At 69.9% G+C, this 16,620-nt stretch carries 14 protein-coding genes; all 14 read right to left on the reverse strand.

Features of this window, described 5'->3' with window-relative positions; genetic code table 11:
- Positions 1-47 precede the first annotated feature (47 nt).
- Genes nuoN through OG448_RS12815 form a run of 14 tightly spaced genes read right to left on the reverse strand, consistent with a single transcriptional unit; the run spans position 48 to position 16,012 of the window.
- Positions 48-1,697 (reverse strand): NADH-quinone oxidoreductase subunit NuoN, encoded by a 1,650-nt coding sequence (gene nuoN, locus OG448_RS12750; protein WP_391295441.1) that lies wholly within the window; start codon positions 1,695-1,697, stop codon positions 48-50.
- Positions 1,694-3,265: an NADH-quinone oxidoreductase subunit M gene (locus OG448_RS12755; protein WP_405553611.1), complete on the reverse strand. Its 1,572-nt coding sequence runs from the start codon at positions 3,263-3,265 to the stop codon at positions 1,694-1,696. Before OG448_RS12755 ends, nuoN begins: the two co-directional genes overlap by 4 nt.
- 5 nt (positions 3,266-3,270) lie before the next feature.
- Positions 3,271-5,217, reverse strand: coding sequence for an NADH-quinone oxidoreductase subunit L (gene nuoL / locus OG448_RS12760; RefSeq protein WP_405553613.1), 1,947 nt, complete (start codon positions 5,215-5,217; stop codon positions 3,271-3,273).
- 15 nt (positions 5,218-5,232) lie between these two features.
- Positions 5,233-5,532, reverse strand: a complete 300-nt coding sequence (nuoK, locus tag OG448_RS12765) for an NADH-quinone oxidoreductase subunit NuoK (RefSeq protein ID WP_030742982.1) — start codon at positions 5,530-5,532, stop codon at positions 5,233-5,235.
- A complete protein-coding gene (locus OG448_RS12770; RefSeq protein WP_405553615.1) occupies positions 5,529-6,371 on the reverse strand; it encodes an NADH-quinone oxidoreductase subunit J in 843 nt (280 codons plus the stop codon). The genes nuoK and OG448_RS12770 overlap by 4 nt, the downstream gene beginning before the upstream one ends.
- Entirely contained in the window at positions 6,368-6,970 is a 603-nt protein-coding gene (gene nuoI / locus OG448_RS12775) for an NADH-quinone oxidoreductase subunit NuoI (RefSeq protein WP_405553616.1), read from the reverse strand. The genes OG448_RS12770 and nuoI overlap by 4 nt, the downstream gene beginning before the upstream one ends.
- Entirely contained in the window at positions 6,963-8,324 is a 1,362-nt protein-coding gene (gene nuoH, locus OG448_RS12780; RefSeq protein WP_405553618.1) for an NADH-quinone oxidoreductase subunit NuoH, read from the reverse strand. The genes nuoI and nuoH overlap by 8 nt, the downstream gene beginning before the upstream one ends.
- Positions 8,321-10,825: an NADH-quinone oxidoreductase subunit G gene (locus OG448_RS12785; protein ID WP_405553620.1), complete on the reverse strand. Its 2,505-nt coding sequence runs from the start codon at positions 10,823-10,825 to the stop codon at positions 8,321-8,323. The genes nuoH and OG448_RS12785 overlap by 4 nt, the downstream gene beginning before the upstream one ends.
- On the reverse strand, positions 10,822-12,171 hold the full coding sequence (nuoF, locus tag OG448_RS12790; RefSeq protein WP_405553622.1) for an NADH-quinone oxidoreductase subunit NuoF: 1,350 nt from the start codon (positions 12,169-12,171) through the stop codon (positions 10,822-10,824). The genes OG448_RS12785 and nuoF overlap by 4 nt, the downstream gene beginning before the upstream one ends.
- Positions 12,171-13,028, reverse strand: a complete 858-nt coding sequence (gene nuoE, locus OG448_RS12795) for an NADH-quinone oxidoreductase subunit NuoE (protein ID WP_405553624.1) — start codon at positions 13,026-13,028, stop codon at positions 12,171-12,173. The genes nuoF and nuoE overlap by 1 nt, the downstream gene beginning before the upstream one ends.
- Positions 13,025-14,347: an NADH-quinone oxidoreductase subunit D gene (locus tag OG448_RS12800; protein ID WP_030813690.1), complete on the reverse strand. Its 1,323-nt coding sequence runs from the start codon at positions 14,345-14,347 to the stop codon at positions 13,025-13,027. The genes nuoE and OG448_RS12800 overlap by 4 nt, the downstream gene beginning before the upstream one ends.
- Positions 14,344-15,087 (reverse strand): NADH-quinone oxidoreductase subunit C, encoded by a 744-nt coding sequence (locus tag OG448_RS12805; protein ID WP_405553626.1) that lies wholly within the window; start codon positions 15,085-15,087, stop codon positions 14,344-14,346. Before OG448_RS12805 ends, OG448_RS12800 begins: the two co-directional genes overlap by 4 nt.
- On the reverse strand, positions 15,084-15,638 hold the full coding sequence (locus OG448_RS12810; protein WP_161202280.1) for an NADH-quinone oxidoreductase subunit B family protein: 555 nt from the start codon (positions 15,636-15,638) through the stop codon (positions 15,084-15,086). The genes OG448_RS12805 and OG448_RS12810 overlap by 4 nt, the downstream gene beginning before the upstream one ends.
- 14 nt (positions 15,639-15,652) lie before the next feature.
- Entirely contained in the window at positions 15,653-16,012 is a 360-nt protein-coding gene (locus tag OG448_RS12815; RefSeq protein WP_030813697.1) for an NADH-quinone oxidoreductase subunit A, read from the reverse strand.
- Between the last annotated feature and the right edge of the window lie 608 nt (positions 16,013-16,620).

A 16,620-nucleotide genomic window follows, 5' to 3' on the forward strand; every position in this document is an offset into this window, starting at 1 on the left:
AGCACTGCCCGGCACCCCCAGAGGAGTGCCGGGCAGCCGGGGTCGAATCAGCGGACGAACACCCCCGCCTGCCCCGCCAGGTCCAGGAAGTACTGGGGAGCCACGCCCAGGACCACCGTTACCGCCACGCCCACCGCGATGGCGGTCATGGTCAGGGGGGACGGGACGGCGACCGTGGGGCCGTTGGGCTGGGGGTCGCTGAAGAACATGAGGACGATGACGCGGATGTAGAAGAAGGCGGCGATGGCCGAGGAGATGACGCCGACCACGACCAGGGGAGCCGCGCCACCTTCCGCCGCGGCCCGGAAGACCGCGAACTTGCCCGCGAAGCCGCTGGTCAGCGGGATGCCGGCGAAGGCGAGCAGGAAGACGGCGAAGACCGCGGCGACCAGGGGTGAGCGGCGGCCGAGGCCGGCCCACTGGGAGAGGTGGGTCGCCTCGCCGCCCGCGTCGCGGACCAGGGTGACCACGGCGAAGGCGCCGATCGTCACGAAGGAGTACCCGGCGAGGTAGAAGAGGACCGCCGAGACGCCGTCCTCCGTCGTGGCGATCACACCGGCGAGGATGAAGCCCGCGTGCGCGATGGACGAGTACGCCAGCAGCCGCTTGATGTCGGTCTGGGTGATGGCGACGATCGCACCGGCCAGCATGGTGACGATCGCCACGCCCCACATCACCGGCCGCCAGTCCCAGCGCAGCCCCGGCAGCACCACGTACAGCAGCCGCAGCAGCGCGCCGAACGCGGCCACCTTGGTCGCGGCCGCCATGAAGCCGGTCACCGGGGTCGGCGCGCCCTGGTACACGTCCGGGGTCCACATGTGGAACGGCACCGCGCCCACCTTGAACAGCAGGCCCATCACCAGCAGCGCCATGCCGATCAGCAGCAGCGCGTCGTTGCCCATGGTGTCCGCGAGCGCCGGGTCGACCCCGCTGACCGTGCCGTCCACGACCTGCGCGATGCGCGCGTAGGACACCGAGCCCGCGTAGCCGTACAGCAGGGCGATGCCGAACAGGGTGAACGCCGAGGCGAACGCGCCCAGCAGGAAGTACTTGACCGCGGCCTCCTGCGACATCAGCCGCTTGCGGCGGGCCAGCGCGCACAGCAGGTACAACGGGAGGGAGAGCACCTCCAGGGCGACGAACAGCGTCAGCAGGTCGTTCGCCGCGGGGAAGACCAGCATGCCCGCGACCGCGAAGAGCAGCAGCGGGAAGACCTCGGTGGTGGTGAACCCGGCCTTCACCGCAGCCTGTTCGCCCTCACCGCCCGGTACGGAGGCGGCCTGCGCCGCGAAGGAGTCGACCCGGTTGCCGTGCGCCGCCGGGTCGAGCCGCCGCTCGGCGAAGGTGAACAGGCCGACCAGTGCGGCCAGCAGGATCGTGCCCTCGAGGAACAGCGCCGGTCCGTCCACCGCGACCGCGCCCATGGCCGCGATGTGCGCCTTGGTGGTGCCGTACCCGCCCGCCGCGAGCGCGACGACCGCGGCGAAGCCCGCGCACAGCGCGACGGCGGAGACGAACACCTGGGCGTAGTAGCGGGAGCGGCGCGGTACGAACGCCTCGACGAGCACCCCGATGAGGGCGGCGCCGAAGACGATCAGCGTCGGCGACAATTGTCCGTATTCGATCTTCGGCGCGTCGATCTTCGAGATCGGATCGGCCGCCGTTGTCCACAGGCTGTGGACGGCTGCTGCGCTCACTTGGCCGCCTCCACCGCAGGCTTGGGGTCCTTCTGATGTACGTCGGACATGGTCTGCTTGACCGCCGGGTTGACGATGTCCGTCAGGGGCTTGGGATAGACACCCAGGAGGACCAGCAGCACGATCAGCGGCGCGACCACCAGCACCTCACGCACCTTCAGGTCCGGCATCGCCGAGACCTCCGGCTTCACCGGCCCGGTCATCGTGCGCTGGTACAGCACCAGCGTGTACAGCGCGGCCAGCACGATGCCGACGGTGGCGATGATCCCGATCACCGGGTACCGGCTGAACGTGCCGACCAGCACCAGGAACTCGCTGACGAACGGCGCGAGTCCGGGCAGCGACAGGGTCGCCAGGCCGCCGATCAGGAAGGTGCCGGCGAGCACCGGGGCGACCTTCTGCACACCGCCGTAGTCCGCGATGAGCCGGGAGCCGCGCCGGGAGATCAGGAAGCCGGCGACCAGCATCAGCGCGGCCGTCGAGATGCCGTGGTTGACCATGTAGAGGGTCGCGCCGGACTGGCCCTGGGTCGTCATGGCGAAGATGCCCATCACGATGAAGCCGAAGTGCGAGATCGACGCGTACGCCACCAGCCGCTTGATGTCCCGCTGGCCGACCGCGAGCAGCGCCCCGTAGACGATGCTGATCAGCGCCAGGACGAGGATCACCGGCGTCGCCCACTTCGACGCCTCCGGGAAGAGCTGGAGGCAGAAGCGGAGCATGGCGAAGGTGCCGACCTTGTCGACCACCGCCGTGATGAGCACCGCGACCGGCGCGGTGGACTCCTGCATGGCGTTGGGCAGCCAGGTGTGCAGCGGCCACAGCGGCGCCTTCACCGCGAAGGCGAAGAAGAAGCCGAGGAACAGCCAGCGTTCGGTGCTGGTCGCCATGGTCAGCGAACCGTCGGCACGCGCCTGGACGATCTCCTGGAGGCTGAAGCTCCCGGCGACCACGTACAGCCCGATCACCGCGGCCAGCATGATCAGACCGCCGGCCAGGTTGTAGAGGAGGAACTTCACGGCCGCGTACGACCGCTGGGTGGACGCGGCCTCCTCGCCCTGGCTGTGGGCGCGGTCCCCGAAGCCGCCGATGAGGAAGTACATCGGGATCAGCATGGCTTCGAAGAAGATGTAGAAGACGAAGACGTCGGTCGCCTCGAAGGAGATGATCACCATTGCCTCGACGGCCAGGATCAGCGCGAAGAAGCCCTGAGTGGGCCGCCACCGCTTGCTGCCCGTCTCCAGCGGGTCGGCGTCGTGCCAGCCCGCCAGCACGATGAACGGCATCAGCAGCGCGGTCAGCCCGATCAGGGCCACGGCGATGCCGTCCACGCCCAGTTCGTAGCGCACCCCGAAGTCCCTGATCCAGGAGTGGGACTCGGTGAGCTGGTAGCGGGCGCCGTCCGGGTCGAAGCGGACCAGGACGACGATCGCCAGCGCGAGCGTGGCCAGGGAGACCAGCAGGGCCAGCCACTTGGCGGCGGTGCGCTGCCGGGCCGGCACGGCGGCCGTGGCCACCGCGCCGAGCGCCGGGAGCGCGGCTGTCGCTGTCAGCAGAGGAAAGGACATCGGTATCAGACCGCCCTCATCAGCAGCGTCGCGGCGACCAGGAGGGCCGCGCCGCCGAACATCGAGACCGCGTAGGAGCGGGCGAAGCCGTTCTGGACACGGCGCAACCGCCCGGACAGGCCGCCGAAACCGGCCGCCGAGCCGTTGACGACACCGTCGACCAGGGTGTGGTCGACATAGACCAGCGAGCGCGTCAGGTGCTCGCCGCCGCGCACCAGCACGACATAGTTGAAGTCGTCCTGGTAGAGATCGCGCCGGGCGGCGCGGGTGAGCACGGAGCCGCGCGGGGCGACGGCGGGTACGGGCTTGCGGCCGTACTGCGCCCAGGCCAGGCCCACGCCGACGACCAGGCAGACCATGGTGGCGCCGGTGACGGTGAGCGCGCTCAGCGGGGAGTGGCCCTCGCTGTGCCCGGTGACCGGCTCCAGCCAGTGCAGGAAGCGGTCGCCCACGTCGAAGAAGGCACCGCCGGCCACCGAGCCGACGGCCAGCACGATCATCGGGATCGTCATGGTCCGCGGGGACTCGTGCGGGTGCGGCTCGCCGTGCGCGCCGTGGTGCTCGGCGGCGGGCTCGGCGCTGGGGGCCTCCGGGGACCGGGTCGGCTGGTTCTTCCAGCGGGGCTCGCCGAAGAACGTCATCAGCATCACGCGGGTCATGTAGAACGCGGTGATCGCCGCGCCCAGCAGGGCCACCCCGCCCAGGATCCAGCCCTCGGTGCCGCCCTTGGCGAACGCCGCCTCGATGATCTTGTCCTTGGAGAAGAAGCCGGACAGACCCGGGAAGCCGATGATCGCGAGGTAGCCGAGGCCGAAGGTGACGAAGGTGATCGGCATGTACTTGCGCAGGCCGCCGTACTTGCGCATGTCGACCTCGTCGTTCATGCCGTGCATCACCGAACCGGCGCCGAGGAAGAGCCCGGCCTTGAAGAAGCCGTGGGTGACCAGGTGCATGATCGCGAAGACGTAACCGATCGGGCCGAGGCCGGCCGCGAGGACCATGTAGCCGATCTGCGACATGGTCGAGCCGGCCAGCGCCTTCTTGATGTCGTCCTTGGCGCAACCGACGATCGCACCGAAGAGCAGCGTGACCCCGCCGACGACGGTGACCACGAGCTGCGCGTCCGGGGCGCCGTTGAAGATCGCGGCGGAGCGGACGATGAGGTAGACGCCCGCCGTGACCATGGTGGCCGCGTGGATCAGGGCCGAGACCGGGGTCGGGCCCTCCATCGCGTCCCCGAGCCAGGACTGGAGCGGCACCTGGGCGGACTTGCCGCACGCGGCGAGCAGCAGCATCAGGCCGATCGCGGTGAGCCGGCCCTCGGACGCGTCACCCGCGTGCTCCAGGACGGGGCCGAAGGCGAAGGTGCCGAAGGTGGTGAACATCAGCATGATGGCGATGGACAGGCCCACGTCGCCGACCCGGTTGACCAGGAACGCCTTCTTCGCGGCGGTCGCGGCGCTGGGCTTGTGCTGCCAGAAGCCGATCAGCAGGTACGAGGCGAGGCCCACCCCCTCCCAGCCGACGTACAGCAGCAGGTAGTTGTCGGCGAGGACCAGCAGGAGCATCGCCGCGAGGAACAGGTTGAGGTAGCCGAAGAAACGGCGGCGCCGCTCGTCGTGCTCCATGTACCCGACGGAGTACAGGTGGATCAGCGAGCCGACCCCGGTGATCAGCAGCACGAACGTCATCGACAACTGGTCGAGCCGCAGGGTGACGTCGGCCTGGAAGTCGCCGACCGAGATCCAGCTCCACAGGTGCTGGGTCCAGGTGCGGTGTTCGGCGTCCTTGCCGAGCAGCCCGGCGAAGAGGACCAGGCCGATGACGAAGGAGGCGGTCGACAGCAGGGTGCCGACCCAGTGGCCGACGGCGTCGAGGCGCCGGCCGCCGAGCAGGAGCACGACGGCTCCGAGCAGGGGCGCCGCGATGAGCAGCGCGATCAGGTTCTCCACGATTCTTCCGACCCCTTACAGCTTCATCAGGCTGGCGTCGTCGACCGAGGCCGAGTGGCGGGTGCGGAACAGCGACACGATGATCGCCAGGCCCACCACGACCTCCGCGGCGGCGACGACCATCGTGAAGAAGGCGATGATCTGGCCGTCGAGGTTGCCGTGCATCCGGGAGAAGGTGACGAAGGCGAGGTTGCAGGCGTTGAGCATCAGCTCCACGCACATGAACACCACGATCGCGTTCCGCCGGATCAGCACGCCGGTGGCGCCGATGGTGAACAACAGGGCCGCGAGATAGAGGTAGTTGACGGGGTTCACTGCGCCGCGTCCTCCGTCCGCTTGAAGTTCGCCGGTTCGTTCTCCGTGCGCTCCAGGCGTTCCTCGGCGCGCTGTTCCAGCGCCTTGAGGTCGCCCAGGGCCTGGGTGGAGACGTCCCGGATCTGGCCGCGTTCGCGCAGCGTCCGGCTGACGCTCAGCTCGGCGGGGGTGCCGTCGGGCAGCAGGCCCGCGATGTCCACCGCGTTGTGCCGGGCGTAGACGCCGGGGGCGGGCAGCGGCGGTAGCTGCTTGCCCTCGCGGACCCGCTGGTCGGCCAGCTCGCGCTGGGTCTTGGCCCGCTCGGTGCGCTCGCGGTGGGTGAGCACCATGGCGCCGATCGCGGCGGTGATCAGCAGGGCGCCGGTCAGCTCGAAGGCGAAGACGTACTTGGTGAAGATCAGGGTCGCCAGCCCCTCCACGTTGCCGCCCGCGTTGGCCTGGCCGGTGCCGTTGAACTGGGTGAGCGAGGCGTTGGCGATGCCGCCCAGCAGCAGGACGCCGAAGCCGAGCCCGCAGAGCAGGGCCAGCCAGCGCTGGCCCCTGATGGTCTCCTTCAGCGAGTCCGCGGCGGTCACACCGACGAGCATCACCACGAAGAGGAAGAGCATCATGATCGCGCCGGTGTAGACGACGATCTGCACGATCCCCAGGAAATAGGCGCCGTTGGCGAGGTAGAACACCGCCAGGACGATCATGGTCCCGGCGAGACAGAGCGCGCTGTGCACCGCGCGCCGCATGAGGACGGTGCACAGGGCGCCGATCACCGCGACGCTGCCGAGAATCCAGAACTGGACCGCCTCACCGGTGGAGGTGGAGTAGGCGGCTAGCTGTGTGCTCATGCTTCCGCCCCCTCGTCCTCGGGCTTCTCGCCCTTCGAGGTGGCCACTTGGCGGACCGTGCCGGGGGCGGCCTCGGTCACCAGGCCCCGGTAGTAGTCCTGTTCGTCCGTGCCGGGGAAGATCGAGTGCGGGGAGTCGACCATGCCCTCGTCCAGACCGGCGAGCAACTGCTCCTTGGTGTAGATGAGGTTGGCCCGGCTGGAGTCGGCCAGCTCGAACTCGTTGGTCATCGTCAGCGCGCGGGTGGGGCACGCCTCGATGCACAGGCCGCACAGGATGCAGCGGGCGTAGTTGATCTGGTAGACGCGGCCGTACCGCTCGCCCGGCGAGTAGCGCTCCTCGTCGGTGTTGTCGGCGCCCTCGACATAGATGGCGTCGGCGGGGCAGGCCCAGGCGCACAGCTCGCAGCCGACGCACTTCTCCAGGCCGTCCGGATGGCGGTTGAGCTGGTGCCGTCCGTGGAAGCGGGGAGCGGTGGTCTTCTTCTGCTCCGGGTACTGCTCGGTCAGCCGCTTCTTGAACATGGCCTTGAAGGTCACGGCGAAGCCGGCCACGGGGTTCTGGAAACCGGGTGCGGTCTCCTTGGGCTCCTCAGCCATCGGACGCCTCCTTTCCATCCGAAGTTCCGTCACTGACAGTGTCCACGCCGCCACTGACAATCAGTTCCCGCTCCTGGCGCGGACGGCGCCTGGGCACCGCGGGCAACTGCTGTCCGGGCAGCGGCGGTACGGGGAAACCGCCCGCGAGTGGATCGAACGCGGGCTGCGGAGCCGCCTGTTCGGCGGCCTTGGCCTTGTCGCGGAACATGTCGGCGACGAAGGAGATCAGCAGCAGGGCGAGCACGCCGCCGCCGACGTAGAGCGCGATGTCGGCGAAGCCGTAGTTCTCGTTGCGCAGCACCCGCACGGTCGCCACCAGCATCAGCCAGACCACCGAGACCGGGATCAGGACCTTCCAGCCGAGCTTCATGAGCTGGTCGTAACGGACGCGGGGGAGCGTGCCGCGCAGCCAGATGAAGAAGAACAGCAGGAGCTGGACCTTGATGACGAACCAGAGCATCGGCCACCAGCCGTGGTTGGCGCCCTCCCAGAAGGTGCTGATGGGCCAGGGGGCCCGCCAGCCGCCGAGGAAGAGGGTGGCCGTCACCGCCGACACCGTCACCATGTTCATGTACTCGGCGAGCATGAACAGCGCGAACTTGATCGACGAGTACTCGGTGTTGAAGCCGCCGACCAGGTCGCCCTCGGACTCCGGCATGTCGAAGGGGGCGCGGTTGGTCTCGCCCACCATCGTGATCACGTAGAGGATGAAGGACACCGGCAGCAGCAGGATGTACCAGCGGTCCTGCTGCTGTTCCACGATCGTGGAGGTCGACATCGACCCCGAGTAGAGGAACACCGAGGCGAACGCGGCGCCCATGGCGATCTCGTAGGAGATCATCTGCGCGCAACTGCGCAGGCCGCCCAGGAGCGGGTAGGTCGAGCCGGAGCTCCAGCCGGCCAGCACGATGCCGTAGATGCCGACCGAGGCGACGGCCAGGATGTACAGCATCGCGATCGGCAGGTCGGTGAGCTGCATCGTGGTGCGGTGGCCGAAGATCGAGATCTCGTTGTCGGCGGGGCCGAAGGGGATCACCGCGATCGCCATGCAGGCCGGGATGGCCGCGACGATCGGCGCGAGGACGTAGATCACCTTGTCCGCGCGCTTGACGACGACGTCCTCCTTGAGCATCAGCTTCACGCCGTCGGCGAGCGACTGGAGCATGCCCCAGGGGCCGTGCCGGTTGGGGCCGACGCGCAACTGCATCCAGGCGACGACCTTGCGCTCCCAGACGATGGAGAACAACACCGTCAGCATCAGGAACGCGAAGCAGAACACCGCCTTGACGACGACCAGCCACCAGGGGTCGCGGCCGAACAGCGAGAGGTCTTCAGCGGCGAGGAACGGGCTCATCCTCGAACCTCCTTGGGGGCCTCGGCGGCGGGGACCGCCGGGCCGATACGGACGAGGGAGCCGGGCCGGGCCCCGGTGTCGGAGGCGACGCCCCGGCCGGCCGAGTCCAGCGGGAGCCAGACCACCCGGTCGGGCATCTCGGTGATCCGCAGCGGGAACTCGGTCGTCCCGGCGGGGCCGGTGACGGCGAGCGCGTCGCCGTCCTTGACGCCCGCCTCGGCGGCCGTCGCCGCGGACAGGCGCGCGTGGGCGGCGTGCCGGGTGCCGGCCAGCGCCTCGTCGCCCTGCTGGAGGACGCCGAGGTCGAGCAGGAGCCGGTGCCCGGCGAGCACGGCCTCCCCGGCGGCCGGGCGGGGCAGCGCGGCCCCGCTGTGCAGCGGGTCGGCTGCGGTGGCCCCGGTCCAGCCGCCGAGCCGGTCGATCTCCGCGCGGGTGGTGCGCAGGTCCGGCAGGCCCAGGTGGACGTCCATGGCGTCGGCCAGCATCTGCAGGACGCGGGCGTCGGCCGGGGCGAGTCGGCGGGTCATCTGGTCGGGCTTGAGCGCGGCCTCGAAGAAGCGGACCCGACCCTCCCAGTTGAGGAAGGTGCCCGTCTTCTCGACCACAGCGGCGACCGGCAGCACCACGTCGGCGCGCTCGGTGACCTCGCTGGGCCGCAGCTCCAGCGAGACCAGGAAGCCGACGCTGTCGAGCGCCTCACGCGCGCGTGCCGGGTCGGGCAGGTCGGCGACCTCCACCCCGGCGACGAGAAGCGCGGACAGCTCGCCGGTGGCGGCGGCCTCCACGATCTGCTGGGTGTCGCGGCCGTAGCGGGCGGGGAGTTCGGCCAGCCCCCAGGCGGCGGCGACCTCCTCCCGCGCGCGCGGGTCGGTGGCCGGGCGGCCCCCCGGCAGCAGCGAGGGCAGCGCGCCCGCCTCGACGGCGCCGCGCTCCCCCGCCCGCCGGGGAATCCACACCAGCCGGGCGCCGGTCGCGGCCGCCGCGCGCGTGGCGGCCGTCAGGCCGCCCGCGACGCCCGCGAGCCGCTCGCCGACCACGATCACGGCGCCCTCGGCGCGCAGCGCCCCGGCCGCCTCGGTGCCGGCGTCCTCCAGGCCGACCCCGCCGGCCAGCGCGTCCAGCCACTCGGGCTCGGTGCCGGGGGCGGCCGGCAGCAGCGTGCCGCCCGCCTTGGTCAGGCCCCGGGTGGCGTGCGTGGCCAGGGAGTACACCTTCTGGCCGTGCTTGCGCCACGCCTTGCGCAGCCGCAGGAAGACGCCGGGCGCCTCCTCCTCGGCCTCGAACCCGACCAGCAGCACGGCGGGCGCCTGCTCCAGCGCGGTGTACGTGACCCCGGTGCCGTCGAGGTCGCGGCCTCGGCCGGCCACCCGGGCGGCCAGGAAGTCGGCCTCCTCGCCGCTGTGCACGCGGGCGCGGAAGTCGATGTCGTTGGTGTCGAGCGCCACGCGCGCGAACTTGCTGTACGCGTACGCGTCCTCGACGGTCAGCCGGCCCCCGGTGAGCACCCCGGCGCGGGAGCGGGCGGCGGTCAGGCCCCGCGCGGCCGCGTCCAGCGCCTCCGGCCAGGAGGCCGGTTCCAGCACGCCCTCGGCGTTGCGGACCAGCGGGGTGTCGAGCCGGTCGCGCAACTGGGCGTAGCGGAAGGCGAACCGGCCCTTGTCGCAGACCCAGTCCTCGTTGACCTCAGGGTCGTTGGCCGCGAGCCGCCGCATGACCTTGCCGCGCCGGTGGTCGGTACGGGTGGCGCAGCCGCCCGAGCAGTGCTCGCACACCGACGGCGAGGAGATCAGGTCGAAGGGGCGCGAGCGGAACCGGTAGGCGGCCGAGGTGAGCGCGCCGACCGGGCAGATCTGGATGGTGTTGCCGGAGAAGTACGACTCGAACGGGTCGCCCTCGCCGGTGCCGACCTGCTGGAGCGCTCCCCGCTCGATCAGCTCGATCATCGGGTCGCCCGCGACCTGGTTGGAGAACCGGGTGCAGCGGGCGCACAGCACGCACCGCTCGCGGTCGAGCAGCACCTGGGTGGAGATCGGGACCGGCTTGGCGTAGGTGCGCTTGCGGCCCTCGAAGCGGGACTCGGCGTTGCCGTGCGACATGGCCTGGTTCTGCAGCGGGCACTCGCCGCCCTTGTCGCAGACCGGGCAGTCCAGCGGGTGGTTGATGAGCAGCAGCTCCATCACCCCGTGCTGGGCCTTCTCGGCGACCGGCGAGGTGAGCTGGGTCTTCACCACCATGCCGTCGGTGCAGGTGATGGTGCAGGACGCCATCGGCTTGCGCTGGCCCTCCACCTCCACGATGCACTGGCGGCAGGCGCCGGCCGGGTCCAGCAGGGGGTGGTCGCAGAAGCGCGGGATCTCGATGCCGAGCTGCTCGGCGGCCCGGATGACCAGGGTGCCCTTGGGCACGCTGATCTCGATGCCGTCGATCGTCAGCGAGACCAGGTCCTCCGGCGGGACCGCCGCCTGCCCCCCGCCTGAGGGGGCATTTGTGGTCACGGTCATGCGTTCACCTCCGGGCGGTCCGCCCAGGCCGTCGACTTGGCCGGGTCGAAGGGGCAGCCCCGGCCCGTGATGTGCTGCTCGTACTCCTCGCGGAAGTACTTCAGCGAGGAGAAGATCGGCGAGGCCGCGCCGTCGCCCAGGGCGCAGAAGGACTTGCCGTTGATGTTGTCGGCGATGTCGTTCAGCTTGTCGAGGTCGGACATCGCCCCCTTGCCCGCCTCGATGTCCCGCAGCAACTGCACCAGCCAGTACGTCCCTTCGCGGCAGGGCGTGCACTTGCCGCAGGACTCGTGGGCGTAGAACTCGGTCCAGCGGGTGACCGCCCGCACCACACAGGTGGTCTCGTCGAAGCACTGGAGCGCCTTGGTGCCGAGCATGGAACCGGCGGCGCCGACGCCCTCGTAGTCGAGGGGCACGTCGAGGTGTTCGTCGGTGAACATCGGGGTGGAGGAACCGCCCGGGGTCCAGAACTTCAGCCGGTGGCCGGGGCGCATGCCGCCGCTCATGTCGAGAAGCTGGCGCAGGGTGATGCCGAGCGGCGCCTCGTACTGGCCGGGGCTCGCCACGTGCCCGCTGAGCGAGTACAGCGTGAAACCGGGCGACTTCTCGCTGCCCATCGAGCGGAACCAGTCCTTGCCCTGGTGCATGATCGCGGGAACCGAGGCGATCGACTCGACGTTGTTCACCACGGTGGGGCAGGCGTAGAGGCCCTCGACGGCCGGGAACGGGGGCCGCAGTCGCGGCTGGCCCCGGCGGCCCTCGAGCGAGTCGAGCAGCGCGGTCTCCTCGCCGCAGATGTACGCGCCCGCGCCCGCGTGCACGGTGAGTTCGAGGTCGAGTCCGCTGCCGAGGACGTCCTCGCCGAGGAACCCGGCCGCGTACGCCTCGCGCACCGCCTCGTGCAGCCTGCGCAGGACGGGGACGACCTCGCCGCGCAGGTAGATGAAGGCGTGCGAGGAGCGGATCGCGTAGCAGGCGATCACGATGCCCTCGATGAGGCTGTGCGGGTTGGCGTAGAGGAGCGGGATGTCCTTGCAGGTGCCGGGCTCGGACTCGTCGGCGTTGACGACGAGATAGTGCGGCTTGCCGTCGCCCTGCGGGATGAACTGCCACTTCATGCCGGTCGGGAAGCCGGCGCCGCCGCGGCCGCGCAGGCCGGATTCCTTGACGTAGGCGATCAGGTCGTCCGGGGACATGGCGAGCGCCTTGCGCAGGCCCTCGTACCCGTCGTGCCTGCGGTAGACGTCCAGCGTCCAGGAGCGGTCCTCGTCCCAGAAGGCCGAGAGCACGGGGGCGAGCAGCTTCTCGGGGCTGGTGTCGTCCTTGACGTCGGTCACCACGGTCATCACTCCCCCTCCTCTGCGGTCGGGCCGGACGGGTGCGCCGGGTCGGAGGCCGAGGTCTCGACCGGGTCGTGGGAGCTGAGGCGCTCGGTGGGCGAGGGCTCGTGCACCGGCTCCTCCTGCGGAGCGGACTCGCGGGGGTGGACCACGCGCGCGGGCTGCGCCTCGCCCTTGGCCAGGCGCAGGCCGACCAGGGAGGCGTGGCCCGCGCTGCCGCCCTCCTCGACGGCGCCGGGGCGCTCGTCGGGGAAGCCGGCCAGGATGCGGGCGGTCTCCTTGAAGGTGCACAGCCGGGCGCCGCGCGTGGGCTCGACGGGCGCTCCGGCGCGCAGGTCGTCCACGAGGCGGGTGGCGCTGGCCGGGGTCTGGTTGTCGAAGAACTCCCAGTTGACCATCACCACCGGCGCGTAGTCGCAGGCCGCGTTGCACTCGATGTGCTCCAGGGTGACCTTGCCGTCGCCGGTGGTCTCGCCGTTGCCGACGCCCAGGTGCTCCTGGAGGGTCTCGAAGATGGCGTCGCCACCCATGACCGCGCACAGGGTGTTGGTGCAGACGCCCACCTGGTAGTCACCGGAGGGGCGGCGCCGGTACATGGAGTAGAAGGTGGCGACCGCGGTGACCTCGGCGGTGGTCAGGTCCAGCACGTCGGCGCAGAACTTCATGCCGGTCCGGGTGACGTAGCCGTCCTCGGACTGCACGAGGTGCAGCAGTGGCAGCAGGGCGGAGCGGGAGTCGGGGTAGCGCGCGATGATCTCGCGCGCGTCCGTCTCCAGCCGGGCCCGGACGTCGTCCGGGTAGGCGGGCGGGGGCAGTTCCGGCATGCCCAGGCCGACGCCCCGCTCGGAAGAAGAGGTGGTCACCGGTCGACGCCTCCCATCACGGGGTCGATGGACGCCACGGCCACGATGACGTCGGCGACCTGGCCGCCCTCGCACATCGCCGCCATGGCCTGCAGGTTGGTGAAGGACGGGTCCCGGAAGTGGACCCGGAAGGGGCGGGTGCCGCCGTCGGAGACGGCGTGCACGCCGAGTTCGCCCTTGGGCGACTCGACGGCCGCGTACGCCTGACCCGGCGGGACCCGGAAGCCCTCGGTGACCAGCTTGAAGTGGTGGATCAGGGCCTCCATGGAGGTACCCATGATCTTCTTGATGTGGTCCAGGGAGTTGCCGAGACCGTCCGGGCCGAGCGCCAACTGGGCGGGCCAGGCGATCTTCTTGTCGGCGACCATGACCGGGCCCGGCTGGAGCCGGTCCAGGCACTGCTCGATGATCCTCAGCGACTGGCGCATCTCCTCCAGCCGGATCAGGAAGCGGCCGTAGGAGTCGCAGGTCTCGGCGGTGGGCACGTCGAAGTCGTAGGTCTCGTAACCGCAGTACGGCTGGGCCTTGCGCAGGTCGTGCGGGAGGCCGGTGGAGCGCAGGATCGGGCCGGTGGCGCCGAGCGCCATGCAGCCGGCCAGGTCGAGGTGGCCGACGTCCTGCATACGGGCCTTGAAGATGGGGTTCCCGGTGGCGAGCTTGTCGTACTCCGGGAGGTTCTTCTTCATCTTCTTGACGAACTCGCGGATCTGGTCGACCGCGCCGGGCGGCAGGTCCTGCGCGAGTCCGCCGGGGCGGATGTACGCGTGGTTCATGCGCAGGCCGGTGATCAGCTCGTAGATGTCGAGGATCATCTCCCGGTCGCGGAAGCCGTAGATCATGATCGTGGTGGAGCCCAGCTCCATGCCGCCGGTGGCGATGCACACCAGGTGTGACGACAGCCGGTTCAGCTCCATCAGGAGCACCCGGATGATGTCGGTCCGCTCGGTGATCTGGTCCTCGATGCCGAGCAGCTTCTCGACGGCGAGACAGTAGGCGGTCTCGTTGAAGAAGGACGTCAGGTAATCCATGCGCGTGACGAAGGTGGTGCCCTGCGTCCACGTGCGGTACTCGAGGTTCTTCTCGATGCCGGTGTGCAGATAGCCGATGCCGCAGCGGGCCTCGGTGACCGTCTCGCCCTCGATCTCCAGGATGAGCCGGAGCACTCCATGGGTGGACGGGTGCTGCGGACCCATGTTGACGACGATGCGCTCGTCGTCCGCCTTGACCGCGGACTGGACGACCTCGTCCCAGTCGCCACCGGTGACCGTGTAGACGGTTCCCTCGGTGGTGGCGCGGCCGGTTGCGTGGGGAGTGCTCACGAGTACGACCTCCGCTGGTCGGGAGCCGGGATCTGGGCGCCCTTGTACTCGACGGCGATGCCGCCGAGGGGGTAGTCCTTGCGCTGCGGGTGGCCCTGCCAGTCGTCCGGCATCATGATCCGGGTGAGGGCCGGGTGGCCGTCGAAGACGATCCCGAAGAAGTCGTACGTCTCGCGCTCGTGCCAGTCGTTGGTCGGGTAGACCGTGACCAGGGACGGGATGTGCCGGTCGGCGTCGGGGGCGCTGACCTCCAGCCGGATCAGCCGGTTGTGGGTGATCGAGCGCAGGTGGTAGACCGCGTGCAGCTCGCGGCCCTTGTCGCTCGGGTAGTGCACCCCGCTGACGCCGGTGCACAGCTCGAAGCGGAGCGCCGGGTCGTCGCGCAGGGTGCGGGCGACGCGGACCAGGTGCTCGCGCTCGATGTGGAAGGTCAGCTCGCCGCGGTCGACGACGGTGCGCTCGATGGCGTTCTCCGGGAGCAGGCCCTGCTCCTCCAGCGCGCCCTCCAGCTCGTCGGCGACCTCGTCGAACCAGCCGCCGTAGGGGCGGCTCGCCGCGCCGGGGAGCCGGATCGAGCGGACCAGGCCGTCGTAGCCGGAGGTGTCGCCGCCGTTGTTGGCGCCGAACATGCCGCGCTGGACGCGGATCTCCTCGCCGCCCTGACCGCGCTGGCCGGGGAGGTTGGAGGCGGAGAGGTCCTTCTCGGGGTTCACGCCGCCCGTGCCGTTGTCGTCGCTCACTGCAGCAGCCCCTTCATCTCGATCGTGGGCAGGGCCTTGAGCGCGGCTTCCTCCGCCTCGCGGGCGGCTTCCTCGGCGTTGACGCCGAGCTTCGTGCCCTGGATCTTCTGGTGGAGTTTGAGGATCGCGTCCATCAGCATCTCGGGGCGGGGCGGGCAGCCGGGGAGGTAGATGTCGACCGGAACGATGTGGTCGACGCCCTGGACGATCGCGTAGTTGTTGAACATGCCGCCCGAGGACGCGCAGACGCCCATGGAGATGACCCACTTCGGGTTGGGCATCTGGTCGTAGACCTGCCGCAGTACCGGCGCCATCTTCTGGCTGACCCGGCCCGCGACGATCATCAGGTCGGCCTGGCGCGGTGAGCCGCGGAAGACCTCCATGCCGAAGCGGGCGAGGTCGTAGCGTCCGGCGCCGGTGGTCATCATCTCGATGGCGCAGCAGGCGAGTCCGAAGGTGGCCGGGAAGACGGACGCCTTGCGCACCCAGCCCGCGGCCTGTTCGACGGTGGTCAGCAGAAAGCCGCTCGGCAGCTTTTCTTCGAGTCCCATGACTTAAAGGCCCCTCAGTCCCATTCCAGGCCGCCGCGCCGCCATACGTACGCGTACGCGACGAAGACGGTGAGCACGAAGAGCAGCATCTCCACGAGCCCGAAGACCCCGAGCGCGTCGAAGGTGACGGCCCAGGGGTAGAGGAAGACGATCTCGATGTCGAAGACGATGAAGAGCATCGCCGTCAGGTAGTACTTGATGGGGAAGCGCCCGCCGCCGGCCGGCGTGGGGGTCGGCTCGATGCCGCATTCGTAGGCTTCGAGCTTCGCGCGGTTGTAGCGCTTCGGACCGATCAGCGCGGCCATGACCACGGAGAAGATCGCAAAGCCTGCCCCGAGGGCTCCCAGTACGAGGATGGGCGCGTACGCGTTCACCGCTCCTCGCTCCCTTCAGTCGGCATTGACTGGTGGCGGATCAGGGGCTCACTGCTGCCTCTTCCGTCCCACCGTCCCCACCCGTCCCGGCGAAGATCGAGAACATGTGAAGCAGGTCACAAGCCCAACTGCTCCGCATCTTATGCCCGCCGCTCTGTGATCTGCGACACGGGGTATTGCACAAGCTTTGTGATCTCCACCACCTGACGAAGGATCATGAAGCCGGAGGATGGGTGATCTTCGTACGCGAAGCGTTCAGTTGATCACCAGAAGTGACAATCCCGCTCGTCGGTGCAGGCCAGGAGGGGTGCGAAGGGGGTGCCTCAATATCAAGAGGGTTCCGGTGCATGCAAATTGGTGTTGGACGCATGCGACTGCTAGTGGCGGGCATTCACACCTCGGAGGGAGATCCGGGGCACGGTGTGGACGCGGTCCGGGCACGTGCGCGCGTTCACGAAGTCCGGCCGCGCGGCCGATCGTCGCGGACGCGACTCTTCCGGTGACCGTTCCGTGACCTCCGCCACACCGGTGGCGGGCGTTCCGGAGCCGGGCTTGGCCATCGACCCCAACCGATGGTAGGCGCGGGGCAATTCGGACGTAATGATCAA

The sequence above is a fragment of the Streptomyces sp. NBC_01171 genome, assembly GCF_045039805.1.
GTDB lineage: Bacteria > Actinomycetota > Actinomycetes > Streptomycetales > Streptomycetaceae > Streptomyces.